Annotated in this window: 23 protein-coding genes; 11 read left to right on the forward strand and 12 right to left on the reverse strand. The window is 47.7% G+C overall.

Translation table 11 applies throughout. From position 1 onward, the window contains the following. Positions 1 to 252: 252 nt before the first annotated feature. The 4 genes from ACFTRD_RS24495 to ACFTRD_RS24510 form a co-directional block, all read right to left on the reverse strand. Positions 253 to 903 carry an amino acid ABC transporter permease gene (locus ACFTRD_RS24495; protein ID WP_379384600.1) on the reverse strand — a complete coding sequence of 217 codons (651 nt, stop codon included), beginning with the start codon at positions 901 to 903 and terminating at the stop codon, positions 253 to 255. A 128-nt stretch (positions 904 to 1,031) separates the two neighbouring features. Then, positions 1,032 to 1,754: an amino acid ABC transporter permease gene (locus ACFTRD_RS24500; RefSeq protein WP_192262582.1), complete on the reverse strand. Its 723-nt coding sequence runs from the start codon at positions 1,752 to 1,754 to the stop codon at positions 1,032 to 1,034. A 103-nt stretch (positions 1,755 to 1,857) separates the two neighbouring features. Continuing rightward, positions 1,858 to 2,691 carry a transporter substrate-binding domain-containing protein gene (locus ACFTRD_RS24505; RefSeq protein WP_379384602.1) on the reverse strand — a complete coding sequence of 278 codons (834 nt, stop codon included), beginning with the start codon at positions 2,689 to 2,691 and terminating at the stop codon, positions 1,858 to 1,860. Between the two features lie 63 nt (positions 2,692 to 2,754). Continuing rightward, the gene (locus ACFTRD_RS24510; RefSeq protein WP_082704083.1) at positions 2,755 to 3,483 is read right to left on the reverse strand and encodes an amino acid ABC transporter ATP-binding protein; all 729 of its coding nucleotides are present in this window, start codon (positions 3,481 to 3,483) and stop codon (positions 2,755 to 2,757) included. A gap of 467 nt (positions 3,484 to 3,950) precedes the next feature. Here ACFTRD_RS24510 and ACFTRD_RS24515 point away from each other — a divergent pair, with 467 nt between their 5' ends. Then, positions 3,951 to 5,564, forward strand: a complete 1,614-nt coding sequence (locus ACFTRD_RS24515; protein ID WP_379384605.1) for a glycoside hydrolase family 28 protein — start codon at positions 3,951 to 3,953, stop codon at positions 5,562 to 5,564. Positions 5,565 to 5,737: 173 nt separating this feature from the next. Here the strand turns inward: ACFTRD_RS24515 and ACFTRD_RS24520 are convergent, their stop codons facing one another. Next, the gene (locus ACFTRD_RS24520; RefSeq protein ID WP_379384607.1) at positions 5,738 to 6,598 is read right to left on the reverse strand and encodes an AraC family transcriptional regulator; all 861 of its coding nucleotides are present in this window, start codon (positions 6,596 to 6,598) and stop codon (positions 5,738 to 5,740) included. A 259-nt stretch (positions 6,599 to 6,857) separates the two neighbouring features. On the opposite strand from ACFTRD_RS24520, the gene ACFTRD_RS24525 reads away from it, so the two are divergent. Then, positions 6,858 to 7,316 carry a cupin domain-containing protein gene (locus ACFTRD_RS24525; protein WP_192262589.1) on the forward strand — a complete coding sequence of 153 codons (459 nt, stop codon included), beginning with the start codon at positions 6,858 to 6,860 and terminating at the stop codon, positions 7,314 to 7,316. 90 nt (positions 7,317 to 7,406) lie between these two features. Here the strand turns inward: ACFTRD_RS24525 and ACFTRD_RS24530 are convergent, their stop codons facing one another. After that, positions 7,407 to 8,234, reverse strand: coding sequence for an aldo/keto reductase (locus ACFTRD_RS24530; RefSeq protein ID WP_192262590.1), 828 nt, complete (start codon positions 8,232 to 8,234; stop codon positions 7,407 to 7,409). Between the two features lie 336 nt (positions 8,235 to 8,570). On the opposite strand from ACFTRD_RS24530, the gene ACFTRD_RS24535 reads away from it, so the two are divergent. Then, positions 8,571 to 9,827: a DUF445 domain-containing protein gene (locus ACFTRD_RS24535; protein WP_379384610.1), complete on the forward strand. Its 1,257-nt coding sequence runs from the start codon at positions 8,571 to 8,573 to the stop codon at positions 9,825 to 9,827. Between the two features lie 96 nt (positions 9,828 to 9,923). On the opposite strand, the gene ACFTRD_RS24540 is transcribed toward ACFTRD_RS24535, so the two are convergent. From ACFTRD_RS24540 to ACFTRD_RS24555, 4 genes are read right to left on the reverse strand one after another with little or no spacing between them, the layout of a single operon-like run. After that, the gene (locus ACFTRD_RS24540) at positions 9,924 to 10,277 is read right to left on the reverse strand and encodes a YxeA family protein (RefSeq protein WP_192262593.1); all 354 of its coding nucleotides are present in this window, start codon (positions 10,275 to 10,277) and stop codon (positions 9,924 to 9,926) included. Positions 10,278 to 10,305: 28 nt separating this feature from the next. Continuing rightward, positions 10,306 to 11,037: an ABC transporter permease gene (locus ACFTRD_RS24545; protein WP_379384612.1), complete on the reverse strand. Its 732-nt coding sequence runs from the start codon at positions 11,035 to 11,037 to the stop codon at positions 10,306 to 10,308. Positions 11,038 to 11,049: 12 nt separating this feature from the next. Further along, complete coding sequence (locus tag ACFTRD_RS24550) at positions 11,050 to 11,799, reverse strand: ABC transporter permease (RefSeq protein ID WP_379384614.1); 750 nt, start codon at positions 11,797 to 11,799, stop codon at positions 11,050 to 11,052. Further along, positions 11,799 to 12,716, reverse strand: a complete 918-nt coding sequence (locus ACFTRD_RS24555) for an ABC transporter ATP-binding protein (protein WP_379384616.1) — start codon at positions 12,714 to 12,716, stop codon at positions 11,799 to 11,801. The genes ACFTRD_RS24550 and ACFTRD_RS24555 overlap by 1 nt, the downstream gene beginning before the upstream one ends. A gap of 157 nt (positions 12,717 to 12,873) precedes the next feature. Here ACFTRD_RS24555 and ACFTRD_RS24560 point away from each other — a divergent pair, with 157 nt between their 5' ends. The 8 genes from ACFTRD_RS24560 to ACFTRD_RS24595 all read left to right on the forward strand — a co-directional run bounded on the left by ACFTRD_RS24560 (position 12,874) and on the right by ACFTRD_RS24595 (position 23,569). Further along, positions 12,874 to 13,587 (forward strand): response regulator transcription factor, encoded by a 714-nt coding sequence (locus tag ACFTRD_RS24560; protein ID WP_192262601.1) that lies wholly within the window; start codon positions 12,874 to 12,876, stop codon positions 13,585 to 13,587. Beyond that, positions 13,587 to 14,972 carry a sensor histidine kinase gene (locus ACFTRD_RS24565; RefSeq protein WP_379384618.1) on the forward strand — a complete coding sequence of 462 codons (1,386 nt, stop codon included), beginning with the start codon at positions 13,587 to 13,589 and terminating at the stop codon, positions 14,970 to 14,972. The genes ACFTRD_RS24560 and ACFTRD_RS24565 overlap by 1 nt, the downstream gene beginning before the upstream one ends. Before the next feature lie 288 nt (positions 14,973 to 15,260). Further along, positions 15,261 to 15,443, forward strand: coding sequence for a type A2 lanthipeptide (locus ACFTRD_RS24570; RefSeq protein WP_192262605.1), 183 nt, complete (start codon positions 15,261 to 15,263; stop codon positions 15,441 to 15,443). Between the two features lie 103 nt (positions 15,444 to 15,546). Then, positions 15,547 to 18,957 (forward strand): type 2 lanthipeptide synthetase LanM family protein, encoded by a 3,411-nt coding sequence (locus tag ACFTRD_RS24575; protein WP_379384621.1) that lies wholly within the window; start codon positions 15,547 to 15,549, stop codon positions 18,955 to 18,957. Continuing rightward, the gene (locus ACFTRD_RS24580; protein WP_379384623.1) at positions 18,950 to 21,166 is read left to right on the forward strand and encodes a peptidase domain-containing ABC transporter; all 2,217 of its coding nucleotides are present in this window, start codon (positions 18,950 to 18,952) and stop codon (positions 21,164 to 21,166) included. Before ACFTRD_RS24575 ends, ACFTRD_RS24580 begins: the two co-directional genes overlap by 8 nt. A 460-nt stretch (positions 21,167 to 21,626) precedes the next feature. Beyond that, a complete protein-coding gene (locus ACFTRD_RS24585) occupies positions 21,627 to 21,908 on the forward strand; it encodes a hypothetical protein (protein ID WP_379384625.1) in 282 nt (93 codons plus the stop codon). 82 nt (positions 21,909 to 21,990) lie between these two features. Beyond that, the gene (locus ACFTRD_RS24590; RefSeq protein ID WP_379385234.1) at positions 21,991 to 23,241 is read left to right on the forward strand and encodes a Tle-like phospholipase domain-containing protein; all 1,251 of its coding nucleotides are present in this window, start codon (positions 21,991 to 21,993) and stop codon (positions 23,239 to 23,241) included. Between the two features lie 55 nt (positions 23,242 to 23,296). Beyond that, positions 23,297 to 23,569, forward strand: coding sequence for a hypothetical protein (locus ACFTRD_RS24595; RefSeq protein ID WP_379384627.1), 273 nt, complete (start codon positions 23,297 to 23,299; stop codon positions 23,567 to 23,569). Between the two features lie 173 nt (positions 23,570 to 23,742). Here ACFTRD_RS24595 and ACFTRD_RS24600 read toward each other — a convergent pair whose 3' ends face one another. After that, positions 23,743 to 24,513: a YcnI family copper-binding membrane protein gene (locus ACFTRD_RS24600; protein ID WP_379384629.1), complete on the reverse strand. Its 771-nt coding sequence runs from the start codon at positions 24,511 to 24,513 to the stop codon at positions 23,743 to 23,745. Between the two features lie 275 nt (positions 24,514 to 24,788). Further along, positions 24,789 to 26,504, reverse strand: a complete 1,716-nt coding sequence (locus tag ACFTRD_RS24605) for a copper resistance CopC/CopD family protein (RefSeq protein WP_379384631.1) — start codon at positions 26,502 to 26,504, stop codon at positions 24,789 to 24,791. Positions 26,505 to 26,531 lie beyond the last annotated feature (27 nt).

Genomic DNA, 26,531 nt, shown 5'->3' on the forward strand with positions numbered 1-26,531 from the left:
TTCGTTAGGTTGGAAATGGTTTCGAAAAGGGCCAAATAAGGTTCCTTGGGTTCTTTAGATAGGCACAAACGATAGGAACAAAAAACTCCACAACCCACTGCATACGTGGATTATGGAGTCTTTTGTAGTGTGTGGGAGGTTTTGTTAATCAACCAGGGTGCTTCATTTCAGTTATCTGGAGAGATACCCTGTTTCCCCGTTTTTCCGCGCTTGGTTAGCTCGTGTTTCTTCGCCATGCCCTCTCGGTCTACCTCAATTCATCCGCGCTTCAAGTCGCCGTGCCACAATGGACAGCGTGTAGTTGATGACGAAGTACAATACGGCTGCGAGCAGCAGGGCAGGGATGACATAATCGAAGCTTTGACCACCGAGAATCTGCACATTGTGCATTAACTCCGGCAGAGAGATAATAATCGCCAGCGACGTATCCTTGAGCAGCGAGATGAACTGGCTCACCATCGGCGGCGACATGCGCCGTAAAGCTTGGGGCATAATAATGCCGCCCAATGTCTGCATGTAACTCAGACCGGAGGAACGGGCGGCCTCTATCTGACCGCGCTCAATCGATTTGAGTCCGCTGCGGACAATCTCTGCGATCATGGCGCCTTCGAACAGGCTCAGTCCAACGACGGTGGACCAGAAGACCGACATTTTGATCCCAAGCTGAGGCAACACCATATGAATGAAGAAAATGATCAGCAGCAGCGGCAGATTCCGGATCGTATCCACGATGACGGCCACAATCTGTGACAAGACCGGAATTCGTGTGTACCGAATGGTACCGAGCACTGTGCCGAGTACAAAACTGAATACAATCGACAACCCTGCGACTTGCAGGGTAATCAGGAAACCGTGCAGCAGGAAACGAAGGTTGGGCCAGGCATAGGCCCCGCTAAAGTCCATAATTCATCAGCCTCCTTCTGTGTGCGGACAGGAAAATGTAGAAGATAGAACCTCGGTTGCATAGCATAGTAGAGTAGAGGTGCACCTTGAAATGGTGTGCTGAACACAGAGAGAATATAGCTCAAATGTTACATCGTGACCTGACCTGTGGGTTTGGTCTTTTTCGGTTTGCCTTTGGCTCTACCTGCGTCGGCATCACTTTGTCCAAACCTTCGCTCCATATAGTGAACCAGGAAGCTGAGCGGCAAGGTCAACACCAGATAGAACAGCGCAACAATGGTGTAGACGCTCAGCGGCAGGAACGTATCCGAGTTGATCAGATCGGCAAAATACATCAGATCCATGCCTGCCACGACCGCCAGGATGGATGAGTTTTTGACCAAATTGATAAACTGGTTGCCGATGGACGGCAATACAATTTTGATCGCCTGCGGAAGAATGATCAGGTTCATGGCCTGTACATAGGACAAACCGGAAGATCTTGCGGCCTCTAGCTGCCCGCGAGGGACCGTCTGAATACCCGCCCGGATCGCTTCGGCAATAAATGCTGCCGTATAGATGGTCAAACCGAGTGTGCCGGAGATGAATCCATCCAGTGAGATGCCGAGTGCAGGCAGTCCGAGATAGAAGAAAAACACGACGAGCAGCAAGGGGATGTTGCGGATAAACTCGACAAAAGCCGTGCCGATCCAGTTGAGCGGCTTGATAGGCGAGATTCGAAAGATGGCCATGATTGCACCAAGAATAAAGCTGCCGATCAAGGCCATAATGCTCACCTGGATGGTATTGAGGAAGCCTTCCAGGAATCGATCCGAGTGTTTGATCAGTATACTGAAGTCCAATTTGCCCATATAGGCGAAGCCTCCGTTCTCCAGATGTAGAAACGGCGATTACGTCCTGCCCATGCAACGCATACCACAGGCGCAGTCGCCGCTTGACCATCAGTAATCGAGGTTACTCGGGCTTGCTGCCCAGCCATTTCTCGTGCAACGTATCATATTCGCCGCTATCCTTCATGCTTTTGAGCAGGCTGTTTACCTCTTCTACGAAGGCAGTGTCGCCTTTGCGAATCGCCATGCCGTAAGGCTCGCTCGTGAAATTGCCACCAACCAGCTTGTAGTTGTTATCCGTCTGCTGCATGCCGATCAGGATGATGTTATCGGTCGTCAGTGCCTCGCCTTTACCCGCTTTGAGAGCTGTGAAGGCATCTTGGTAATTGTCGTATTCAAGCACCTCGGCATCCGGGGCTTTCTCGCGAATATTTTGAGCCGAAGTGGAGCCTTTGACGGCCAGCACTTTCACGCCGCCCAGACTATCCAGACCGGTAATGGTGCTGTCATTTTTCACAAGAAGGGATTGCCCGGCTTCAAAGTAAACATCGCTGAAGTCCACTTGCTCTTTGCGTTCGTCCGTAATCGTCATCGTGGCGATGATGATGTCAATGTCACCATTTTGCAGCATCGGAATGCGCGTTTTGGATGTCACTTCTTTCAGTTCCAGCTTGGTTTCGTCCCCGAGGATCTGCTTGGCGAGTGCTTTGGCAATATCAATATCGAAGCCTTCGACTTCGCCGCTTGCCGGGTCTTTCAGACCGAACAATTTCGTATCATATTTCACGCCGGCAATGAGCTTGCCGCGCTCTTTAATCTGTTCAATCGTCCCTTTGGCCTCGGCATCCCCGCCTGAACCGCCGCTATTGCTGCTTTCCTCTCCGGTACTACAGCCGGACAAGACAAGGGATAGAATCAATACGAGCATAAACGACGACCACTTCAACCTATTCTTCATTGGATAAAGACCCCTTTTCGAAATGGATTATGGTATGGATGTTGTGAATTTCAGTGGTGAATTTCAGTGGTGAATCAGACGACTCAGGAATTGCTTGGCCCGTTCTTCTTTCGGATTGTCGAAAAATTCAGCGGCGGCGGCTTCTTCCACAATCCGGCCTTCATCCATAAAGATGACCCGGTCTGCGACCTCGCGGGCAAATCCCATCTCATGTGTTACGACAACCATCGTCATCCCGTTATGGGCCAGAGATCGCATGACATCCAGCACTTCCCCGATCATTTCGGGGTCCAGCGCGGAGGTGGGTTCGTCAAAAAGCATGATTTTGGGCTCCATGGCGAGACCTCTTGCGATGGCTACACGCTGCTGTTGTCCACCGGACAACTGGGAAGGATAGCTGTCTGCTTTGTCGGCAATGCCTACGCGGGTCAGATATTTCATCGCCGTTGAAGCCGCCTGTGCTTTGGGTTGTTTGCGCACCTTCACAGGTGCAAGGGTAATGTTGTCGATGACTTTTTTGTGAGGATAGAGATTGAAGTGTTGAAATACCATGCCAATGTCTCGGCGGAAGAGGTTGATGTCCACCTTTTTCTGATGTAAAGGGACACCACTGACGACAAGTTCACCTTCGGTAATCGTCTCCAGGCGGTTGATGCAGCGGAGCAAGGTACTTTTGCCTGAGCCGGAAGGGCCGATAATCACAACGACCTCTCCTTCTTCAATGTGAAGATGAATATCTTTGAGGACATGAAAATGACCAAAATGCTTCTGGACACCCCTAAATTCAATCAAGAGTACACCCCATCCTTTCTGCCACGTTTGTTTGAGAAGGAATATTAAGGAATAAATTGAAACTAGTTATTTAATCATACATACTCATCCTGCCAAAGGCAATTGGTTTGTTATAAAACATGACATAAGTAATAGGTTTTATAGGGCTATAGCCCAAAATAATGTTATATATCTGTCATATTATTAAACTATTTGTGACGAATCCTGACAGAAAAATGAATCGATTCTCCTAGTGGTTTTACAACCATTGGAATAGATGTATAGAGTATACTGGAAGAGATATTCAATTTATGACTCTGATCATAAAAACAAATAACATGAAGTTCTAATCGCAATTGGCAAAAAAGATCAACCTGGCTACCTTGGGACATTGATATGATGGAGCGAGATGCCATTTCATCGAAAGAATGTTATGCAATAGTGATAAGAGTCCGATCCCATTACAAGCAGAGAGGATGTTCTGAACGATGAATACATATTACTCCCCACTTCGTAAAGGTCAAGGTATTGAATCCGATGTGCAAGGTTATGAGGTCACTTTACCGGATATTCCGGCCCGGGAATTTCAGATTACGGATTTTGGAGCTGTAGGGGACGGTGTTACAGATAATACCGAGATGTTTCGTCTGGCCATAGCGACTTGCGCAGAAGCCGGCGGCGGTCGGGTTGTTATCCCTGCGGGGATCTGGCTGACGGGTCCGATTGTCCTCCGAAGTCGAATTGAACTTCATGTTCAGACAGGTGCTCTGGTTACGTTCAGTCGTAATTTTGATCAGTATCCCCTGATTGCTTCCAGCTTCGAAGGTTGGCAGGCCGTACGGTGTCAGTCGCCCATTGATGGTGAACACCTGGAGGATATTGCGATTACGGGCGAGGGCACTTGGGATGGTGGTGGCGAGGCCTGGCGCCCGGTGAAGCGTTCCAAGATGACTTCTTCGCAGTGGAACCAGTTGGTTTCATCCGGTGGTGTGGTAGAGCAGGCGGGCGGAGATGATGCGATCTGGTGGCCTTCGACTTCGGCCCTTGAAGGTGGCGCGATTGTGAGTCGTCTGCATTCGGAGCAAGTGCGTGATGTGGCATCTTACGAGGGAGCCAGAGACTTTTTGCGTCCTAACATGGTTAGCTTGCGTCAATGTAAACGGGTGCTGCTGGACGGCCCAACGTTCCAGAACTCACCTGCATGGAATCTGCATCCATGGGCATCGGAGCATGTCACGATTCGTAATGTGAGTGTGAGGAATCCGTGGTTCTCCCAGAATGGGGATGGACTGGACATTGACTCCTGCAGACATGTTGCGGTGGAAAACAGTGTATTCGATGTAGGTGATGATGCAATCTGTCTGAAATCCGGCAAAGATTCGGAGGGGCGGGAACTCGGTCTGCCATCCGAATACATCACAATTCGGAACTGCACGGTGTATCACGGTCATGGGGGTTTTGTCATTGGCAGTGAAATGTCCGGCGGCGTGCGGCATGTGCGGGTCTCGGATTGTACGTTTATCGGAACGGATATTGGGCTCCGCTTTAAAAGCGCGCGTGGGCGCGGCGGGGTGGTTGAAGATATTCAGGTGGAGCGCATCTATATGAAAGATATCATTATGGAAGCCATCTCTTTTTCCTTTTTCTATGCGAATCAGGAAGGCTCGGCTCGCGGCAGCGATCTGTCCCAGGAAATTAGCGAAGAGACCCCGGTGTTTCGGGATATTCGAATCTCGGATGTAGTCTGTGCGGGGGCGGAGACGGCGTTGTTGGTGAGCGGGCTGCCGGAAATGCCTTTGGACGGTCTGGTGATTGAAGGGTACAAAGTAAGTGCACGAAAAGGGGTGCAGTGCGCGCATGCGAAACATCTGCGGATTGCCGAACTGCACGCGCATATTACTGAGGGTTCACTGATTCATCTGCACCAGTGCAAAGGGGCAGAAGTGGAAGTTATTGAGGGGGCAGGCCCGGATGGACGGCTTCTGACGGTGACTGGACATGAATCAGCAGGTATTGTTTGCCGGGAGGGTGATGCTGATGAAGAGGGGCGACAGATCTCCGTCGGTCCTGAAGTACGAAGTGGTGTAATCATTCGCCGATAAAAAAAGCCGTTTGGCTGAAACGGAGAGCGCTTGTCGTTCTTCATCACGTATACAATCTCTAATGTCCATGTTACAAGGAGCGTGCCACAGGGCCATTTCATGACCCATGGTACGCTTTTTATGTTGAATCGTCCGCCTCAGAAGGAGGCGGAACTCGTTTGGCGTTTGGCTTTCTAGGAGTGAACACCTTGTTCTTTGCGATACCGGAGCGGTGTCGTTCCGGTCACCTGTTTAAACGTTTTATTAAAATGAGCCGTGTGCTCGAATCCTACCTTTTCCGCAATCAATTGCACCCGCTCCTGAGTCGAAAGTAAACGTCTCTGTGCTTCACGAACCCGTACAACACGCAAATATTCGCTAAACCGGAATCCGGTAAAACGGCTGAACATCCGGCTCAAATACGATGGACTGATGTAAAAGCGCGCTGCAGCCTCTTCTAACGTAAGGGGGTCACTATAATGATTATTCACATATGCGGCGATTTCACTGATCTTATCCTGCATCGGATGAATCGGACCCGGAGAGGACTGACGGGTATTCTCTTCAACCCGGTGGATGTTAATCAGGACCTGGGCAAGCAGGCTTCTAACTGCGATTTCATAATGAAGCTTGCGTTCCTTGCACTCTTGCAGCATTTGCCACAGCATTCGTTCCATTTCGGGCTGGTCCGCTTCGGGGAAATGCAGCATCCTTGAACAAGCAAAGGGCAGCAGACCGCATAGGCCGAGCTCCATCCCGGTGGCAAAAGCAGGTGAGAACCCAATCAGAATCCGCTCGAATCCGGGCGTGGTTCCTTTGGACGTAGTATGTATATCATGGGGATTGATCAGGATCAGATCGCCTTTGCAGGCGGTAAGAAGCTGGCCATTCATGGAATAAACGCGTTCTCCTTCAAGGAGATAGTACAGTTCGTAAAAAGGATGGGCGTGAGGCTGTGGCATGGCGTTTCCATCATGTCTGCTCATATATTCAATGGTGAATGAACTCTCGCCAATTCGATATTTGGGTCCAATCCGATCCTCTATAACACTCATAACACGGCTCCTCTCTGCGCCAGCTGATTTACGGTTATATCCACATCATAACGGAAAATCCAGTTTGTTGTAAACGCTATCATATGGGTGAGAGCTCAGGTCAACCTGAATCAATGGAACACTGGGCCGGTGAAAGTGGTTGGGCTTGTGTAGCCTGGAAAGGTGACAAAAGTCTATTCATGTTTTACAGTAGGAATAGTGAGGCTACACTCTGGATATCGAGTACCTCCAATACAATTTGGAAGGAAGGAAACAGGTTATGACGACACATGAATTATCGCCATTGGTTGCTGCACTGAATATGCAGCCCCACGTTGAAGGCGGTTGGTATAAGGAAGAATGGAAGGCATCGTATCAAATCCCACAGTCCGTACTGCCGGATACATACTCGGGCCCTCGATTCTCGGCAAGTTCGACGTATTTCCTGCTGCACTCGCATGAAGTCTCGGAATGGCATACCGTTTTGTCCGATGAGCTCTGGTTGTGGCATAGCGGCAGTCCGGTTGAACTGAAATTGGGCGGCAACGGGGAAAACCCGGAAAATGAAGAAGTGCTCGTATTGGGTATGGATATCGAAGCGGGGCAATCACCGCAGGTGCTCGTTCCAGCCGGCGTATGGCAAACGGCACGTCCACTGGGTGATGAGCCTGTGCTGGTAACGTGCGTTGTAGCGCCAGGCTTCCATTTTGATGATTTCAAACTGGTTTCCAAGGGCTAATATAACCATGAATGAACAAGCAAAATCCCGATCCTGATGCGTCTGCATCCGGAGCGGGATTTTTTTGAGGGTTGAAATCCTGATGATATGTTAAAAGTTAAAGTTATCCGGATCAGAACCGAAGCGTTTGTTCTCGTTCAGTTGATTAATGTGCTCGACTTCTTCAGTTGTCAACTCAAAGTCATAGAGGTCTGCATTATCGCGAATACGCTGTGGTGTAACGGATTTCGGTATGGTCACAATGCCATTTTGCAGATCCCAACGCAGGATAACCTGTGCAGGTGACTTGCCGTACTTGGCAGCAATGTCCTGAAGCAGCGGATGTTCCAGGAGATGTCCCTGACCAAGTGGAGACCAGGCTTCAATCTGAATCTGATGTTTGCTGCAATACTCCCGAAGTTCCGTTTGAATCAGGAGCGGGTGGAGTTCCACCTGATTCACAGCAGGCTTAATGGTGGCATCGGTCATCAGGTCTTCCAAGTGATGAATCTGGAAGTTGCTTACACCAATCGCACGGATGCGTCCTTCCTTGTGTAGCTTCTCCAGTGCTCTCCAGGTATCTTTATACTTTCCTTTAACAGGCCAGTGAATGAGGTAGAGATCCAGATATTCCAGTTCGAGTCGTTCCATACTGGCTTCGAAGGCTGCCAAAGTGGATTCATAACCTTGATCCCCGTTCCATACCTTGGTGGTAATGAACAGATCCTCGCGGGCGATTCCGGATTCACGAATACCCTGGGCTACACCCGTTTCGTTGTTATACGCTTTGGCCGTATCGATGCTGCGGTAACCGGCCTGAATCGCCGTTTTGACGGCTTCAACCACTTCTTCTCCGTCCTTAACCTTAAATACGCCAAAACCCAGCCAAGGCATTTTGACTCCATTGTAGAGTGTCGTTGTGTCCTGCACGTGTTTCATGGTCCGAAATTCCTCCTTTGATTCATCAATGATTTCATGATGTAATTACCCTATGGTCTGGCCACCAATCGGAAAAAGGGAAGCCATCTGTATTAATTATACTAAACCTCTTTGGCATTGGAAAAGAATACAACCATTTCGATAGGAAAAATCCTTAATTTATCCTTTTTCGCCAGGCAGAGGTTTGGTTTTGACTCGTGCGGGTGATAAGATGAAGTATACGAAATATGGAAACAGAGGCTTACCTTATTGATGGGTTCACAGATGAACAGATGAGCACGGGGAAGTCGGGTAACACTCAACCCGTGTGATTAACGATAAAGGAGTAAGAATATAATGGCTAAACCGAAACAAACCAAAAAAGCAGCAGCGTGGTCTCTCGTTGTTATGGGAGCCGGATTTGCCGCCTCATTGCCGTTTCAGGGCGGTATTGTAGGAAAAATGCTGGTAGGCTCATTTGAGGCGGGGTTGGTAGGCGGACTTGCGGACTGGTTCGCTGTAACAGCGTTGTTCCGTCATCCGCTGGGTATTCCGATTCCACATACGGCACTGTTGCCGAAGAATCGGGATAAGATGACCGAAGGTCTGGTCTCTGCGGTGGAAAATAACTTGCTGAACAAGGATAGCATCACCGAGAAAATCGCAGGATTTAAAGCGGCGGAGACGGTACTGGATACGTTAACACGTGAACTCCATAGCGATGGAATCAAAACCATGATTGATACGCTCTGCAAACGTATCCTTGCCGGTCTTCCGTTGGAGCAGATTGCCCCACTGGTGGCGGGTGAGATCAAATCACAGGCAGGAACCTTTGATCTGGGTCCGATTCTGGAACGGGCTTCGATCCAGATGAGTGAGCGTGGATATGATGCCAAAGCGCTGGACTACGCTTTGAAGCAGGCAGAGGAGTGGCTGGTGAAGCCGGAGACCATTATGTTTTTGGGCGAAAGCGGTCTGAAGGCGATCAGCGGAATCCAAATGAACGGATTGATGCAATTTGCGATGAATGCGTTCATGGGCTATCTGAACGAGGAGCGTATGGGTGGCATTTTGCAAGGATATCTGTTTGACCGGGTAGAGGACATGAAGCGGGAAGGCAGTGCTCTCCGTTACAAAGTGCTCGATCTGTTGCGAACCCAGGCTATCCGACTGGCGATGAGTGAGAGTGTGCAGGATGGAGTCAACGGCTGGAAGAACAGCATGCTGGATGGATGGAACGCAGAGGAAACCGTGCTGAACAAACTGGTCGAGCTGAGGGAGAAGGCACTGGCTGCGATGGAAGATGGACAGTATGTGGATACATATGCGCTACCTGCCATTGAGCGTGTTTTGTCTGATTTGCGTTCCGATGAAGCGTTGTTAGCAGGATTGAATGCCAAGATTGTGGAAGGTGTAACAACGCTACTGGAGAAGAACCATTCCAAAATCGGTAACCTCGTGCGCGAAAATGTGGGCAAAATGGACAATGCCTCCCTGGTCTCGCTGATCGAGGACAAAGTAGGGCAGGATCTGCAGTGGATTCGGATTAACGGAGCCGTCACCGGGTTTATAATCGGAATTGTACTGACCGCGCTGCGGATGGTATTGGAATAACATGCAAAGAGCCACCCTTGAAGTGGAAAATGGGGTAGGCTCTTTTTGTTATGCCAATTATCGATGGTTAGAGGACTGTAGTCCCCCATATTCTTTCTATTTGGAGGTCAACTGTTTTGCATGCCCGGGCAAATCGTCTGCCGTAACCTCTTCCCAGTGTGTTACACCACGCAGCGTGGATACATATAGTTTCAAGTAAGCGCCAGTTTTAAGCAGCTTGCTGGTAGAGAAGCTCAGTGTTTTCGATTTTCCCTCGTCCGTATATCCGACCAGTTCATAGGCATATCTGCCGTTATCATCTTTGTTGACCGTAGACTGATTCACAATGGTATAGTAGGTTGTTTTGCCGGCAGGGTTATCGGGAGTCAGCTTGGCCGGGTCCATGAAGAAGAGCCACAGGCAAGTTAAAATAACGAGTACCAAAGCGAGAATGGTGAGTGCTTTTTTCATATTTTGTACTCCTTTGATCTGTGTGAATTTAGGATGATGCGATGTCTTTGTATTTCAGGCGGCGGATGGACCAGATAGCAAACAGAAGAATAAAGAGACTGTTCATAAACAGAAAGACGATATTCTCTGTGGAAGTCAGTCCCTTCTGGCTCAGTACGCCCATGCCTATGGTTAACAGGGAGTAAGGGAATAACATGCCGATTTTCAGCACATACATGCCCAGTCCGAGAAAGACCGCACAAAGGCTGATGCCAATTGGCGTCGCGAAGCTTCGTATCCGTATCGATAATCCCAGTTGCAGCGCGGCAATGGATATAGCGGCGAACCATCCTCGCAGGCTCCACACTACGGTTTCCATCGGGAATGGACCCGGAATGGTGAACAGTTGGCCTGCTGCCCAGTACATGAGCATGAAGAAGGCTTGGGCCGAGAAGATCAATATGCCGACAATGACCAACTTGGCGACAAACAGACTGGTGACCGACAACGGAGAAGCCAGAATCATGTTCCAGTTGCGATTGCAGTGTTCCAGGCGGCATACAAAGGCACAACAGATGGCGATCAGGATGGGAAGGAAGAATTCTCCATAGAATAAACTGACCTGTGTCCACAAGCTGTACCACCCGTTTTGCAAGGCCGCTTGATTGAAATAAAAGTTAAAGCATCCGATGAGCAGGCTGATAATAGGCAGAATGGCCAGTACCAGGCTGATCCGGGAATGCCGAAGTTTAAGCCATTCGGCGGAAATACTCCTCAGCATGTGGTTCCCTCCTCAAATCTCTTGTCTTGAAGCATGAATATTCCCTGCAAAATAGAAGATGGCAGCCATCAACAAGGCGGCTATGAACAGACCGAAGGGCAGCATACCCGATACATAGGTGCCTGAAGATGCACTGTAAATGTAAGTGACCGGATTCAGATCCATGTAGTAGGACCAAATGAAGAGGTGACGAATACCTGCAGGGAACAACCCTGAAGTTGTTCCGATAAATCCGCCCAACATGCCCAGGCATAATGCAAAGGCCTGATTGCGGACCGTAAGAGACAACCATTGTTGGAGTGCCGTTATTGCAAGCGTAGTTAACAGTGTCCCTACAGCGAATTGCACAAGCAGGGAGAATGGCAGCGGTCCGGGAATATTTTTGGATAGACCAAAACCTACAATGAAGACAGCCTGAGCAATGATACCGTACAGGATCAGGCTGTTTGCACAGATGTATTTGGCTGTGTAGACGTGATTGCGTCCGGTGTTGGTCGTCATTAGCATCTTCCAGGTGTTCCCCTTATGCTCCATGTCACAGATTCGGGATACAACGATAGCCGATATAATCGGCAGAAACAGACCGTTCATGGAAGCAATGCTGAAGATCAATGCTTCCCAGCTCGCATTGGCCTCACTCCGTGAGATGGAGATGCTCATGGACATGGAGGCCCAGATCATCTCTGCAGCAAGAAACAGAGTTAGCATGACCCAGATCTTTTTGCGACGAATTTTGAAATACTCCAGGGATAGAGCTTTCATTACAGACTCCGCTCCTTTCCGGTCAGATCGAGGAAAATATCCTCCAGACTTTTTTTGTGTTCTTCAATACGGATAACGGGAATATCGTGTTCCACCAGCACTTTGTTCATCCGTGATACATCCTCGTCACGAAGATAGTCGAACACAAGCTGCTTCCCCTGTATCTTGGGCATGTAGCCTTGAGTCAAAAGGATTTTCTCTGCCCTTGCCGGGTCTGTGGTCTGAAAACGAATGGTAGCCTTGTTGTTGGCCTGAAGGCTCTGCATGGTTCCCTGGAACAGCAACTTACCATCGCTGATAATACCCACTGAAGTAGCAATCTGTTCAATCTCTGACAACAGATGGCTGGAGAGCAGAACTGTTATGCCATATTGACCTGGAAGGGACTTGATCAATTCCCGGATCTCACCGATACCAGCCGGATCAAGTCCATTTGTAGGCTCATCTAGGATCAGCAAGCTGGGGAAGGCGAGCAGGGCCATGGCAATACCGAGCCGCTGCTTCATGCCCAGAGAATACTGATCGGCTTGCTTGTGTTTTTGATTTTCGAGCCTTACGATTTTGAGGGCTTCGTCAATATTTTTAGTTGGTACATTCCGCAGTCGCTGCATGACTTTCATATTCTCGAGTCCAGTCAAGTGACCGTAATAGGATGGGGATTCAATCAATGACCCAGTCTGGTTCAGAATGGACGGACGATGTTTATTCAGATCTTTGCCGAACACCTTTACAGTGCCTTCGGTGGGTTTGATCAGACCCAACAGCATTTTTAACGTGGTTGTTTTGCCAGCTCCGTTAGGGCCCAGAAACCCAAAAATCTGCCCCGTTTCAACAGCCAGATTAACCTGGTGTACGCGGTTAGTACCGCCATAAGATTTGGACAGGTTATGAGTTTCCACGATGGGGGAAGTGTTCATTATTGATCTCAACTCCATTTCACTTAGTGTCTCCGTTGCTCTAAATATAGATCAGGCTTCTTGCTCGTGGCTGAAGATAACCTTACATTTACCTTAAATGAAAATGGAAAATATCGGGTGAATACCTTTATCATGTATAATAAAAAGGGTGATATGAATGGACTTAATGAAGAATAAGAAAATATTGATCGTTGATGATGAGCCCGAAATCCGGGAAATGATTGAGCGTTTTTTACGTAAAGAGGGTTTTTTTCGGGTATACACGGCCGATAACTTCGTGAATGCCTTGGCAGTATGCAGGCTTGAAAAGCCGGATGCAGCTATCCTGGACGTGATGCTTCCAGATGGGGATGGCTTCTCTCTGCTCTCTTCGATCCGGTCATTCTCGGATATGCCCGTTCTGTTCCTGTCTGCGCGTGGTGAAGATGAGGATCGACTGCTTGGTCTGGGCCTGGGAGCAGATGATTACATGGTTAAACCCTTTCTTCCGAGAGAGTTAATCCTTCGGCTGATGGCCATTCTGAAACGGGTATATGCCTCTAATACGGTGGAGAGGTTGCCTGTATTCAGGTTGGGTGGACAAACCATTGATTTGGAAAGCGCTGTTGTACAGGGGAGAGATAGGGAGCTTCCACTGACAGCCAAGGAGCACGCCATACTGATCAAGTTGTATGAGAATCAGGGCCGGATTGTAACCAGTGATGCTTTGTGTCAAGCCGTATGGGGAGACGAGAGTTATGGTTATGAAAATACACTTATGGTGCATGTTCGGCGAATTCGGGAGAAGATTGAGGAAGACCCATCCAAACCGGTATTTCTGCTAACGGTTCGGGGACTTGGTTATAAACTGATGGCTCAGGAGTCCAGGTAATGGATGGTGTTGTTCGAATTCTAAGAAGGTTCGTCGGATCAACCATTCTGGTATCTGTGGTGCTGTTACTATTCAATCTAATTCTGCTAGGTTCGCTGATCTTCAAGGAAATTCATGAGGGTCCTTCCCCTGGTGCGGTTGTGAAGCAGATGGCCAGTGGCCTGAGCAAGGGAGAAGAACAGGGGGACTATGCACTAGACAGTGATGGAATGCAACTGCTGGATACATATCAGGCTTGGGCGATGCTGCTTGATCCTCAGGGCAAGGTACAGTGGAGCGAGCGGCTTCCGGCTGAAATACCACGCTCCTATAATGTGACGGATGTTGCTAAATTCTCTCGATATTATCTTATGGAATACCCGGTATATGTGTGGGAACGTGAAGACGGACTTTTGGTAGTTGGCTACCCCAAGAATACGTACGGAAAATACCAGTTCGACTTTCTGGCAGAGTGGCTCAAGTCATTGCCTGTTCGGATTATATTATTATTGGTGTGTAATGTGGCTCTTGCTCTTCTGGTATCCATATTAATTGGAACGCGGGTGATCCGTAGTATTCGACCGTTGATCCATGGCATTCATGCACTGGCAAAGGAAGAACCTGTTCATGTCGAGACCAAGGGTATATTTAATGATCTGTCTCAAAGCATCAATTCAACATCCCGCATGCTTCAGGACAAGAATGACGATCTTAAAGCAAGGGATGAAGCGCGATCCAATTGGATTGCAGGCATTTCTCATGATATACGGACACCATTGTCAATGATTTTGGGATACGCGAGTGAATTGGAGGAACAATCGGATTTGACAGCCGAGCAGAAACAGCAGGCAGCCATTATTCGTCGTCAGGGTGAACGTCTGCGATCACTGGTCAGTGATCTGAATCTGGTATCCATGCTGGAGTATGAGATGCAGCCCTTACAGTTGAAGTCGATTCGACTTTCCGTTCTGGCAAGGCAAGTGGTTTCGGATTTTTTGAACAATGGCCTGGATGAACGATATCCGATCTCGCTACATGTCCAGGACGAGAGTCTGCATGTGATGGGAGATGAGCGCTTATTGTATCGTGCAGTAACGAATCTGGTACAAAACAGTATTAGGCATAACCCGGATGGATGTGCAATTGAGCTGGAAACGATGCGTTTAGCGGAGGATTTATTTTGTGAATTTGTGGTGTCTGATGATGGAGAAGGGATTCCCAAAGAGTACTTGGACGATGTGGTGGTTCTCCCCTATACCGCAGGGCGTATACGGCCTTCCCGCCAGGGACATGGTTTGGGACTTCCCATGGTAGCAAGGATTGCGCAGGCCCACCGGGGCAGGCTTGTTCTGGAGAGTGGAAGCGGAGAAGGGCTCAGAGCAGTATTGAAATTACCAGCAACGTAGAAAGTACCTGTCTTGGGACAGGTATTTAAAATTTTATGCATTTAACAACGCAATAACACAATCTTGTCGTGATGGCAGTAAAATTCATTTTTTTTGTCAAAATGATGGAAAAAACAAAAAAAGAGATTTACAAAAAATAGCAAATCATGATAGAGTAAGGACAAGGAATAATTACATAATTTTAAATTTATGTAATTATATGTATGAAATTATATGTATGAAATTCAACTTTGGTGTTTAGCTTTTTTTAAGCTATACATATAAAAAAATTGAATGGAGGTTTTTTCAATGAAACAATTCAATCTCGAAGCACTGGGAGCAATCGAGGACATCAGTGATGACGAACTTATGGTCATTACAGGGGCGGTATCGGTAATTGATGCCCAAGCTAGCGGTGGTGTATTCTGTACGGTAAGTCATGAATGCCATTATAATTCGGTTTCACCTTCTTCCTGGCTGACTTGTTGTTAAATTTTACTCTCATCTTCAAGCACATAGCTGATTTCAGTTATGTGCTTGAATTTTTTATGAGGGTTTTGAGCACCAAACATCAATTAGAAGGGGAGATAAAACGATGAGCATACAAGAGCAGTTAAATAACTCCCGCTGGAGTGATGCACTCTACCTAACGGAGAAATATAAGCAGTTTGTGCAGCGATATGCTGTCCCAGTTCCCGACGATGTCTTGTCTAGCGGGGATGCTGTTGCTGAAATAAATGAAGAAAATATAATCACTAACAATCAGAGTGTGGACATGCCTGTAGCGCAAAATTCTGATTCTGGAAGGATGCAGCAGTGGCTCGACAAGTTTTTTCAGGATCAGGAGCATTTGTCGGATCGCTTCAGAGCAGAATCGATGAATGTTGATACGGTGCAGGATTTGTTTAATGATATGGGCTTCTTGTATGAATTTGCAGAGACGCCTTGGCATCAGGAACTTCGGAAAACATTCCTTGAGAATGACCATTTGGAAATTGAACATTTTATTGAGGGTGATACGGAAGAAATTCCGTTTTTTGAGTTTTCCAGACCCTTTCTGCAACGATCGATTCAGATCATGACTGAAGGTTTGACGGATGGATATGACTGGTTGGACAAACGGCGTGTTACCGGGCTGGTTCTGAAGACGGTTTCGGATAAAGTATTCCACATGTCTGCCAAAACACTAATCTATGAATTAAATAAAGCGAGATTGCAAGAGGAATTGAGAGGTGAGGATTCCCGGCAACGATATCAGCACTTTGTGAGTCAGAGAATAAAGTCCAGAGAACAGATTCTGGCCTTTTTGTTGGAGTATCCTGTTCTTGCCCGGGGTATTGTTGAGCACACTCTGCGTATCAGCCTGAATATGATGCGTGTTCTGGAGCGCTTAACGAGAGATCGGTATGAACTGGAAACCTTTTTCGAATTCAAGCTGGATAAGCTGGAGGATATCGTATTTCTCGGGGATTCCCATAATGGGGGAGCCAGCGTATTGCGGCTGAGGTTTTCGGAAGGGGTCAATGTCATGTACAAGCCAAGGGACATGGCCATTGATACCGCTTTTGCAGGACTGCTGCAATGGTTTAACGATCAGAAGATCGGATTGCCTTTCCGCATTGCCAAATCGCTGGATCGTTCCGAATATGGCTGGCAGCAGTTCATTCCGTATGAGGAAGTCTCAAGTCTGGAGGGAGTCGAACGTTTTTTTGAGCGGCAGGGGCAGTACCTGGCTATTCTGTACGCCGTTAACGCAACAGACATGCACATGGAGAACATCGTTGCCCAGGGTGAGCATCCATTCTTCGTTGATCTGGAATCGCTGTTGCACAATCAACCCTTCAAGTACACGGAAGAGAAGGATCAGTATACAGCCCTGGAGAAGACCCTTTCCATATTGAATGACTCCGTGTTAAAAACAAGCATGCTGCCCACGTTGGACTCCAACGCTTTGTATCACAGTGATCTGAGCGGACTCGCAGGAGATGTGGATCAGATACTCAATACGTATGAGATTTACGATAAAAACACAGATACCATGAGAATAAAAAGAAGCAAGGTAAGTGTAAGCCGATTCAGCCACCTGCCTTCATATGAGCATACACCAATTAAACCTGAACGATATATCCAAAGTTTAAAAAAGGGTTTCTATCGTATATACAGTGCCATCATGGAGCAAAAAGAGTTATTCATCTCAATAGTTTTCAATTATTTCCATGGTTGCGCTGTGCGGACTATTGCTCGCCCGACCATTACGTATTTTACGCTGATCGAAGCCAGCTCCCATCCGAAATATCTCAGAAACGGACTGGATAAAAGTCTGTTGTTCGACATGATGTGGATCATTGTGCGGCAGGATCGTAATCGTGAAAAACTGGTGAAATATGAATGCCATGATCTGTTGCGCGGAGATGTGCCTATGTTCCAGACCTTCATCGGTGAGGAAATGCTGTTTCACCACCACGACAACAAAGTGATTGACGGCGTATTCTCCTCTGATATTTTAACGCAGACCGCGGATAAAGTGCGGGCAATGAATCAGGAAGACATGGAGATGCAGTGGGAATTTACTGAGCGGACACTCCAGACCAAGTATGTGCTGGAACGCTCATTCGCCATGGAGAAGAGTACAGCAAGCGTTCGGCCGGAAAAATTGAATGAACATCGAATACCCATGACTAAAGAAGAATATCTGCATGAAGCCGTAAGGATCGGGGAGTACATAAAAGATATTGCTATTATGGGAGATGACGGCCGCTCGGTGTCATGGATCAGTATGGGTATGGATGCAGATGAGAAGTTAATCTATAAATCTTCCGAGTTGGGATTATATAACGGGGTAACAGGCATTGCCTATTTCTACCTTTATCTGAGTCAGGAGACGGGTGACCCTAAATATGTACAGATGGTTGATCTGTGTATCCAGACAGCCTGGGAAATGATTCGCAAAAAAATAGACAGGAACATCTCATTGTTCACTGGCTACGGATCACTCCTCTATCTGCTGGTGCATAAAGCCAAAGTGTGTTCGGAACAGGGTATCCATCCTGCTATGCTGGAGTTGCTCGATATACTGGACGAGATGATCGATAATGATCAGCAACTGGATGTGATCTCAGGTTGCGCGGGCACATTGATGGCATGTGTGGACATGTATACAAGTTTTCAGTCGCAACAAGCGCTGGACGTGGCTGTACGATGCGGAGACCGCTTACTGAATCTTGCACAACCGATGGATCATGGCATAGCTTGGGTGACATCAGCGATCAATAAAACACCACTTAGCGGCATTGCGCATGGGAACGCAGGCATCTGTCTAAGTCTGGCTCGACTGTACAGTGCTACAGGCAACAAAGCCTATCTTGAAACCTGTATGGAAGGACTGAAGTATGAGGAATCCCTCTACAGCCCGGAAGTAAACAATTGGAAAGATCTGCGATTCACCGATGGCAACATGCCGGAAGAACATTATGTCATGTACTGGTGTAACGGTGCACCCGGTCTGGGAATCGCCCGCATAGGGATAGCGCAGCAATTGAACTCCTTGGGAGCTATCGATATGTTAGAAACAGACATCCGCAGAGCGATAGCTAAAACGATGGAAGACGGTTTTACAGAAGTTAGCTATTCGCTCTGCCATGGGGATATGGGCAATTTGGAGCTGATGCTGCTTGCAGCCGATTATTTGCAGGATGAAGCATTGGAGGAGTATTCGGTTCAGATGGCAAACTATATTATGGCACAGGTGAGAAGTGATAACGGTCATTGGAGATGCGGGATTCCTGGTCGTCAGCAAATTCCAGGACTGATGCTCGGACTTGCCGGCATTGGGTATCAATTGCTGCGACTGTATAACCGTAAACTGCCTTCAGTACTGATGATGGAGGGGCCGGAACGCAAGGAAATGAGGGATATAGCACAGACATACGTTATGGAAACGGCATCCGCCCAGCAGCAGATGAACACTGCCGGACAGCCATCTCATTTGGGGCGTAACTATGCCTGAACGGCCTGTATTCCGTCGCGGGAAGAGACAACGCAAAGTCCCTGTCAAACTACAAATGAATCAATATGATTGTGGTCCCAGCTGCCTGCATATGTTACTTGCGTATCATGGCTATGAAGCGGATTTCACCGATTTGAAGGAACGTTTTGCGATGCTGGGGAACGGTCGGGATGGCAGTTCCATGCTCAAAATGAAAGAAGTTGCCCAGACTTATCATTTGAAAGGGATAGCCAAAAAAGCTCCTGTAGAATCGCTTAACAATGATTTCCTGCCGGTCATTTGTTTCTGGGAGGACAGACATTTTGTTGTGGTTGAGCGGGTTAAGGCGGGTGGGCACTTCATCATTGTTGATCCGGCTTTGGGAAGGCTGGTAATCAGTAGGCAGGAATTTGCTGAGAAATATTCAGGTGTTTTCTTGCTCGTATATCCGGATGAGGATTTTGTGCCCTTGTCCGAGAAGAAGATTAGCAAAGTGGCGTACTTCAAGGATTTGATTCGCAGTAATAAAAAGTATTTTGTGTGGACTGTTCTGCTCGCTCTGGGACTGCAACTGGTTTCGGTGGCCTTTCCGTTCCTGATGCAAGTTTCAATCGATGCAGCTACAAGCGGTGAAGGATACTCGTTATTTCCTGTCCTGATCACCAGCATTGTGCTGTTAACCCTGTTCCAGATCGGCTTCAGTTATACGAAGGATATGTGTATCGTAAGGCTTCAGGAAGTACTGGATTCTCAGCTAACGACAAGTTTTGTCTCCCATATGCTCAGACTGCCTTATCAATATTTTGAGATTCGATCCCGTGGAGATCTGATGCTGCGGATTAATAGCAACACGACCATCCGGGAAATTTTGTCTCAGAAGATGATTTCTACGCTGATCAATCTATTTTTGATTGTTGTTACATTCACGTATATTGTGATCCAATCACGTCTGATCGCGTTCACACTGCTTGGTGTAGGATTAATGCAAATTCTTATTTTTGTATACACTCGGAGCAGATTCAAGAAGCTTACCCAAACCCAGATTGTCGCCCAGAGTCTGGCTGGATCGTTCATGACGGAGGTGTTGGAAGGCATCTCAACCATCAAATCACTCGGAATTGAAGAGCGTACCTGGGAGAAATGGAGAGCGCTGTTCAAGCATCAACTCGCAACGGTCAAGGAGAAGGCGGTTTTTCAGACAAGAGTGAATACCGTGACTAACACGATGAATTTTATGACACCGATGCTTATTTTGCTTGTAGGACTATACCAGATTATGCAGGGAAATATGACCCTTGGCATGCTCGTATCATTCCAGTCCCTGGCTGCGCTTTTTCTGGGGCCGCTGAACTCGCTTGCCTTGATGCTGAACGAGTTCGTGATGGCAGATGCACTGTTGGATCGAATCTATGATGTCATTCAAGCCGAAGAGAGTAATAAATTCAAGAAGAAATCAACGACACCCCTTCAAGATGTGAAGCTGAATGGGGATATTACGATCGATCAGGTCAGCTTCAGGTATACAGACTACGGTGAAGATGTGCTGAAAAACATCAATATTACGATTAAAGCAGGTCAAAGGGTTGCACTGGTTGGTAAATCTGGTTCAGGAAAGAGTACCTTGGCGAAATTGCTGGTAGGGCTGTATACTCCCACACAGGGAAATATCTATTTCGATGGGTTAAATATAGAAGAACTTGAGCAGCGGGATATTCGCAGTCAGATCAGTATTGTGCTTCAGGATAACTTTGTCTTTAACAACACGGTGTATGACAACATCAGGCTGCATGCAGAGGAGTCGACGACGGAGGATGTAATGATCGCAGCGAAGCTGGCGGATATTCACGCCGATATTGAGAAGATGCCGATGAAGTACAACACGCTGATCTCTGAGGCAGGTTCGAATCTGTCCGGAGGGCAGAAGCAGCGGGTAGCTCTCGCGCGAGCATTGGTGAGCAGACCTAAAATTCTTCTGTTGGATGAGGCAACCAGTGCGCTGGATACCGTTACAGAAGCGACCATTGCTTATAATCTGAATATGTTGAAATGTACCCAGATTATCATTGCCCACAGGCTGAGTACCATCCGAAGCGCGGACACCATATATGTACTTGATCAGGGCGAACTCGTTGATGCTGGAACACATGATGTATTGATTGAACGGTGTGAACGGTACAATAGTCTTGTATGTGAACAGTTGGCTGAAACCGGGGCCAGACAATATGGATAGAGTTTGAAATAACCCTGTTAACGGAATAATATCGGCTTTCTTTTCTGCACATGACGTGTCGAAGAGAAAGCTTTTTGTTATATGTGGAAAAATTGAGAAGTTAAAGTGATGCAAAATTCAGGAAAGTGGGTAATGTACACCGGAATGGACTAATGGAATCATTTAGGAACAAAGTTACATAAAAACGATGCCAACAGCTGATGTGTTCATGGTAGTTTTATACTATGATGCAGATAACAGAAGAAAAAGTGGACAACTGAGGAAGCCAGGTCGCATAAGCTAGATCATGATGACATCAGTGGGAGCGTTGGGCGTTTGGGGGAAGTGGGACGAGAAGTTCGATTAGGGTTACTAATGAATCGAAAAAGAAAAGGTGATTGATATGAGGTTGAAGCGACAATTCGCATATATACTTTTTTTGACCATACTATCCACTTTCATTTTGGGAGGGTGTCAGAACATGAAGGAAAGTGAAAAACAGGCCTATTTTAAAGAAGCGGAAGCGGAGGCTGTAAAATATCTGAAGAATAAATATGAATTGGATGTAGTCATCACGAATAAAGAGTTGTTACCTGAGATGGCGCTTGACTCTATTGCCATGGAAGGACATGTGGTAGATCATGAAGAGCAGGAATTTACGATTTCGTACGATTATGAGGATAAAAAAGTCAAAAACTTTGGCATGAGTCCAGCAATAAAGGAAGCTATTATAGCTAAGGGATATGATCCGTTTAACAAATAAATCATAATTCAGGATTGATTTTCTTGGAGGTGCAGCGGTTGTGAGCGAATCACCAAAAATTGATGATGAAACATACAACAAGATGTCAGAATTAGCTTATGAGAACCTGAAATCAGGTGTTGAGTTTGAGGACCTTCCCGGATGGCAGGTTCTTGAGGATACTCATGGAAACAAAAAATCCGGTTTTGATGCAGTGACCTTCTATAATCCTGAGACCAAACAGGCGGTTATCGCTTATCGGGGCACGGAGGGAAGTGCATCGTTGGATCGCAGCGCCCCTGACTATTATGCGGACGCTCAAATCGGCTTGCCTGAGCTTGGCAGAAAGATCGAACAAAGTACTGACCTTACGCCAGATTGGTTAGCTAATGGAATTCAGAAGGTAAGAGATGTGACCGGGATTACTAAAGTCGAGAATGTTGTAGGAGATCTGGATAAAAAGCTGGATAAGACATTTGGACTGGGCCCCAACCAAATGTATGAAGCGGAAGACTATGCCAAAGACATGCAGAAAAAATACAAGGATTTGGATTTCTCGCTGACAGGACATTCGCTTGGAGGGGGGAATGCCCAATATGCAGCCGCATACACGGGACTTACCGCGGTGACGTTCAGTGCGCCATCTGTGATTTCCAGTCTCACGCCAGAGGCGAAACGAAAGGCTGAAGAGGGTGGGTTTGATAGCCAAATCATCAACTACGGACATCCCGGAGATTTTGTAACCAGCGGGTTTTTTGGTGGATATGATCGTCACGTCGGTTCCATGTATTATATCAATTCCAACTACAAGGATATGAATGACGACATGAGCATGTGGGATAAAATCAGTAACACCTTTGGTGGTGAAGAGTACCACAGTCTGAAACAGTACAAGTTCGAGAACGGCTATGTTTCCAACGATCTATACGATCCGGTTACAGGCGAGAAAATCAGTTATTCACCACGTCAGCCATCGAATGTCTTGTCTGATCTCGCATCATTTATGCGGAACCTGGGTGGGCAAGCGGGCAGCCTTGCAAGAAGCATGGCCGCCGCAGCAGGAGCGTCTGGACTTATTCAGGTAACGCCGGAAGAACTGAAAAGTGTCGCTGCCCGGTGGAAGCAAAATGCACAACAGTGCAATGCAGAGTTGAATACGGTAAGGAGTCGGATGGCCCAATACCTGCATTCCAGCCGTAGTCGCAGACTTGAGCCTATCGTCACTCACTTGGATGCATCTATTAACGAATTAAGCACATGGCACTTGAAACACACCAGCCAGTTCCTGGACTTCATCGATGCGAAAGCGGATGCCTTTAGACAGGCAGATGAGAGTCCGGTCCATTTTAATTAAGACTCAGGTGTGGTGGCAGATTGCCACATCACACGTACATAAGGAGGGAACACGAGTGAGCGGACAATTGCTGGTGGAATTAAACGATCTCCGGATTGCGGAAAAAGAACTGACACAGTTGCTTGCCCGTCTGCAAGCCGATGAGCAGGAAGCCCGGGCGTTATATGGCCGGCTTAATGATTGGAAAGGACAATCCGCTGACTATACAAGAGAGCAGATCGAATCGTTCTTCGCGGGTCTTTCGGGAAGGATTCAGTCGATTGAACAGCAGAAGAAGAGTTTACTGCAATATATTGAAGTAATGATCCAGACGGATGAGGGACGATAAGGAAAGAGCCGTAAAGGACGCTGCTCTTAACCAGTGAGCGTAAGCATGAGTTTGAAATCAAGGTTAGCGTATGCATATAGATAACAAAAAGGAGCCACGGCACATCGGGATAGACCCCGTTTGCCAAAGGCTCCTTTCTTTATCTATCTACATATTAAACTACAGGGTATCTCTTAACGTCTTTTGCGGCGTGTTGCCAGAGCAATCCCCAGGAAGGACATGATCAATGCCAGAATGGACACGATCAGTGTTGCCTGTTGCAGCTTCAATGTGCCTGGGTCGGAATTCGTATTGTTTGGCTCACCCGTAGCCGTGTCGTTCAAGGCGTCTCCCAGAGTGGTATCGTCGTTTGTCTTTGTGTCGTTACCTGCTGCTGTTTTATCATCATGACCCGCATTGCCAGCTGTGCCAGCACTATCGTGGCCTCCGCCTGCCGTGGCATTACCTGTAGCCGCAGGATCTTGGCTAATTGCCGTAATACTGTGCGGGTTGCTGTCGCTTGGTCCGCCTGTCCATTCCACGATACTGCCATCGCTATAATACTGGAACGCATCCCAGGCTACTTCCGTTTCGGCATCCGGATTCTGTGCCACGAAGTTGAACTGCTGGAATTGACCAGCCAAAATCCCTTCGTTATCCCCGTCCACTTCCCATGTAATGGATGTTACTTCATTGGAATCATTTTTCTCCGTAGAGATTTTCCAGCCAGCCAGCGGTTGGTATTGCTTGAATGCAACGCCTTTTGGTACTTTCAGTGTAACTTTGGTGGTAGGCAGCTCTTTTTCGGATGGAATTTTGATGCTATACGTCTGCCATGCTCCCGTTTGTGCCACAGTTGGGTTGACGGTGACGTGCGCACTGGCGAATCCGGCGAACAGCATTAGTGCAGCAGCGCCTGCAGTGAGGCTTGATGTCAGTTTGGAAGTCCATGATGTTTTCTTCAAAATAATGTACCCCTCTCAATTCTTATCATTTATGTTTCGGCCCATTTTCTAAAATAAGTGCCTATTGTTCTGCAAAGTCACCGTTCCGGTTACGAATCGTTCTTTCAATCGCTGTTATTCCCAGATTTTTTTGATTCACTTTATAAGTGAAAATCCGGGAATAAAGGCGAACGCTTTGCTTTTCCAGAATCGATTTCGTTCCCTTCACTACAATTGCAGCTTGTGGAGACACTGATTTTAGATCGAGTCGCGTTTCAAATCTGAATCGGTTATAACTACGGATTAGCGGTGTCGATCTCAAATTCGGTATCCAGCGAATCCAGGGATCGGGTTAGCAGATGCACCTTGATGTTCCAGCGTCCTGGCATGGAGATGTATTCTTTTGCCTCGTATACGCCAGTATCATTTTTCGGAATCGTGATCTCGTAAATGCCCATATCCATATCCAGATGAGTCAGTGACAGTGTGATCTGTTCCAGGTCGTTAACTGTACTGCCATCAGTTTTCTTCACGTCAACCTTGAACTGGTTCTCTCCGGTAACGTTTGGACTTACCTGGAGTGTAATGGTCGTGCCATCATCCGTGGTCTGCGTTTCGTTATAAGGTCCTGCAACTGCCGGTTGTCCGGGAGACAGGTGTGTCAGCACAGCAGCCAGCGCAAGAACAACAGCACCCGCAATCAGTTCAGTCTTGAGACTGCCTGCGAGTCGGTTGCTACTGCCTGCCCGTGCAATTCTGGCATGGCGCGAGGCCAGTACAAGCATGACAACAAGCAAGATAACTTTGGCAATAAGCACGAGACCATATGCCGTTGTGAACAGTGACGTAAGTACAGGGGCTGGCAAAATGATCAAGCTGCTGTATATCCCCGTAGCGACGAGAGCAGCAACAGCACCAATGCCCCAGGCTGTAAAGCGCCGTATGGCCGTCCAATAGACTTCTCCTCGCACAGTAGAGGGCAGTTTATCCGCAAGCGGAGGCAGACACACGGCCATGGCAGTAAGTGCTCCAATCCAGAATGCTGCTCCGATCAGATGCACAAAGTCCATTGCGATCGCGAGCGCGCGGTGTTCTGCCGCAGCCGGATGTCCTGTCATGGCATGGGTGAATAACCACCCGAGAACGAGTACCAGTGAACCGTATGACGACCAGATACGGATACGCAGCGAGCGGTCACGGTCGTATCCCGAGAGAATGGTAACCGCCAGCAGCATGACGACGAGCATCTGCACCATCCAGATCTGGCCAAATGACGTCAGTTTGAGTGCGCTGCCCATCAGTGCCCAGCTGAATTCCCCGATGGATACACCTGATTCATATAACGTGTTCAGAGGCAGGCTGATCAGAGCGGCAACTGAAGTGGCGCCATAACTGATCCATAACAACCTGTAGCTTCTAGGTACCTCCAGAGGTTCTCTCGCCATGGACGCAGGTGCAATCCGGAACAGCAGAAAGGCAAGTGTGCCCAAAATCACAGACAATCCAAGATACTGAATCCAATCTGTCAGCGATAGAATCCATTTTAACGGCCCGCCAACCTGACCTGAACCTGAAGTTAAATCCGCAAGACCAGCAGGGGAGCCGGAAGGTGCGCCAATATGAAACACATAAGCGCCTTGAATGGGGTGACCATCGGCGGATACGGCCTTCCAATTCACGGCGTAGGTTCCGTTTCCAAGTCCGGTACGAAGACCGGTCTCCAGAATATGAGGACGATCTGCATCGACATGCACATTCCCGTCATCGGCCTGTGTCCCGTCCGGTCCAGTGATTTTTATATCAAAAAAGGCTGTTTGCAAAGATTCGTTGAACTCCAGGGTCAGGCGTGCAGGTGCAGTCGCAACCAGTTCATCTTCACCTGGTGAAGCCTGTACGATATAAGCATGGGCAGATGCCCATTGCGGCATAACAAGGCAAAACAATACCATCAGGGCAGCCATCAGTGCCCAGTGCCGTTTGCCTAATTTGACAGTAAGCCTTCCCAAAATCAAAAAAATCATCACCCTTAGGTCTAGAAT

The organism is Paenibacillus sp. NPDC056933 (assembly GCF_042674385.1).
Taxonomy (GTDB): Bacteria; Bacillota; Bacilli; order Paenibacillales; family Paenibacillaceae; genus Paenibacillus.

Coding starts and splice junctions, on each gene's coding strand:
- ACFTRD_RS24575 (WP_379384621.1), top strand. CDS start 15,547: ATGAGCATACAAGAGCAGTTAAATAACTCCCGCTGGAGTGATGCACTC.
- ACFTRD_RS24530 (WP_192262590.1), bottom strand. CDS start 8,234: ATGAAACACGTGCAGGACACAACGACACTCTACAATGGAGTCAAAATG.
- ACFTRD_RS24540 (WP_192262593.1), bottom strand. CDS start 10,277: ATGAAAAAAGCACTCACCATTCTCGCTTTGGTACTCGTTATTTTAACT.
- ACFTRD_RS24520 (WP_379384607.1), bottom strand. CDS start 6,598: ATGAGTGTTATAGAGGATCGGATTGGACCCAAATATCGAATTGGCGAG.
- ACFTRD_RS24580 (WP_379384623.1), top strand. CDS start 18,950: ATGCCTGAACGGCCTGTATTCCGTCGCGGGAAGAGACAACGCAAAGTC.
- ACFTRD_RS24495 (WP_379384600.1), bottom strand. CDS start 903: ATGGACTTTAGCGGGGCCTATGCCTGGCCCAACCTTCGTTTCCTGCTG.
- ACFTRD_RS24550 (WP_379384614.1), bottom strand. CDS start 11,799: ATGAAAGCTCTATCCCTGGAGTATTTCAAAATTCGTCGCAAAAAGATC.
- ACFTRD_RS24500 (WP_192262582.1), bottom strand. CDS start 1,754: ATGGGCAAATTGGACTTCAGTATACTGATCAAACACTCGGATCGATTC.
- ACFTRD_RS24555 (WP_379384616.1), bottom strand. CDS start 12,716: ATGAACACTTCCCCCATCGTGGAAACTCATAACCTGTCCAAATCTTAT.
- ACFTRD_RS24535 (WP_379384610.1), top strand. CDS start 8,571: ATGGCTAAACCGAAACAAACCAAAAAAGCAGCAGCGTGGTCTCTCGTT.
- ACFTRD_RS24515 (WP_379384605.1), top strand. CDS start 3,951: ATGAATACATATTACTCCCCACTTCGTAAAGGTCAAGGTATTGAATCC.
- ACFTRD_RS24525 (WP_192262589.1), top strand. CDS start 6,858: ATGACGACACATGAATTATCGCCATTGGTTGCTGCACTGAATATGCAG.
- ACFTRD_RS24585 (WP_379384625.1), top strand. CDS start 21,627: ATGAAGGAAAGTGAAAAACAGGCCTATTTTAAAGAAGCGGAAGCGGAG.
- ACFTRD_RS24565 (WP_379384618.1), top strand. CDS start 13,587: ATGGATGGTGTTGTTCGAATTCTAAGAAGGTTCGTCGGATCAACCATT.
- ACFTRD_RS24545 (WP_379384612.1), bottom strand. CDS start 11,037: ATGCTGAGGAGTATTTCCGCCGAATGGCTTAAACTTCGGCATTCCCGG.
- ACFTRD_RS24560 (WP_192262601.1), top strand. CDS start 12,874: ATGGACTTAATGAAGAATAAGAAAATATTGATCGTTGATGATGAGCCC.
- ACFTRD_RS24505 (WP_379384602.1), bottom strand. CDS start 2,691: ATGAAGAATAGGTTGAAGTGGTCGTCGTTTATGCTCGTATTGATTCTA.
- ACFTRD_RS24590 (WP_379385234.1), top strand. CDS start 21,991: ATGTCAGAATTAGCTTATGAGAACCTGAAATCAGGTGTTGAGTTTGAG.
- ACFTRD_RS24570 (WP_192262605.1), top strand. CDS start 15,261: ATGAAACAATTCAATCTCGAAGCACTGGGAGCAATCGAGGACATCAGT.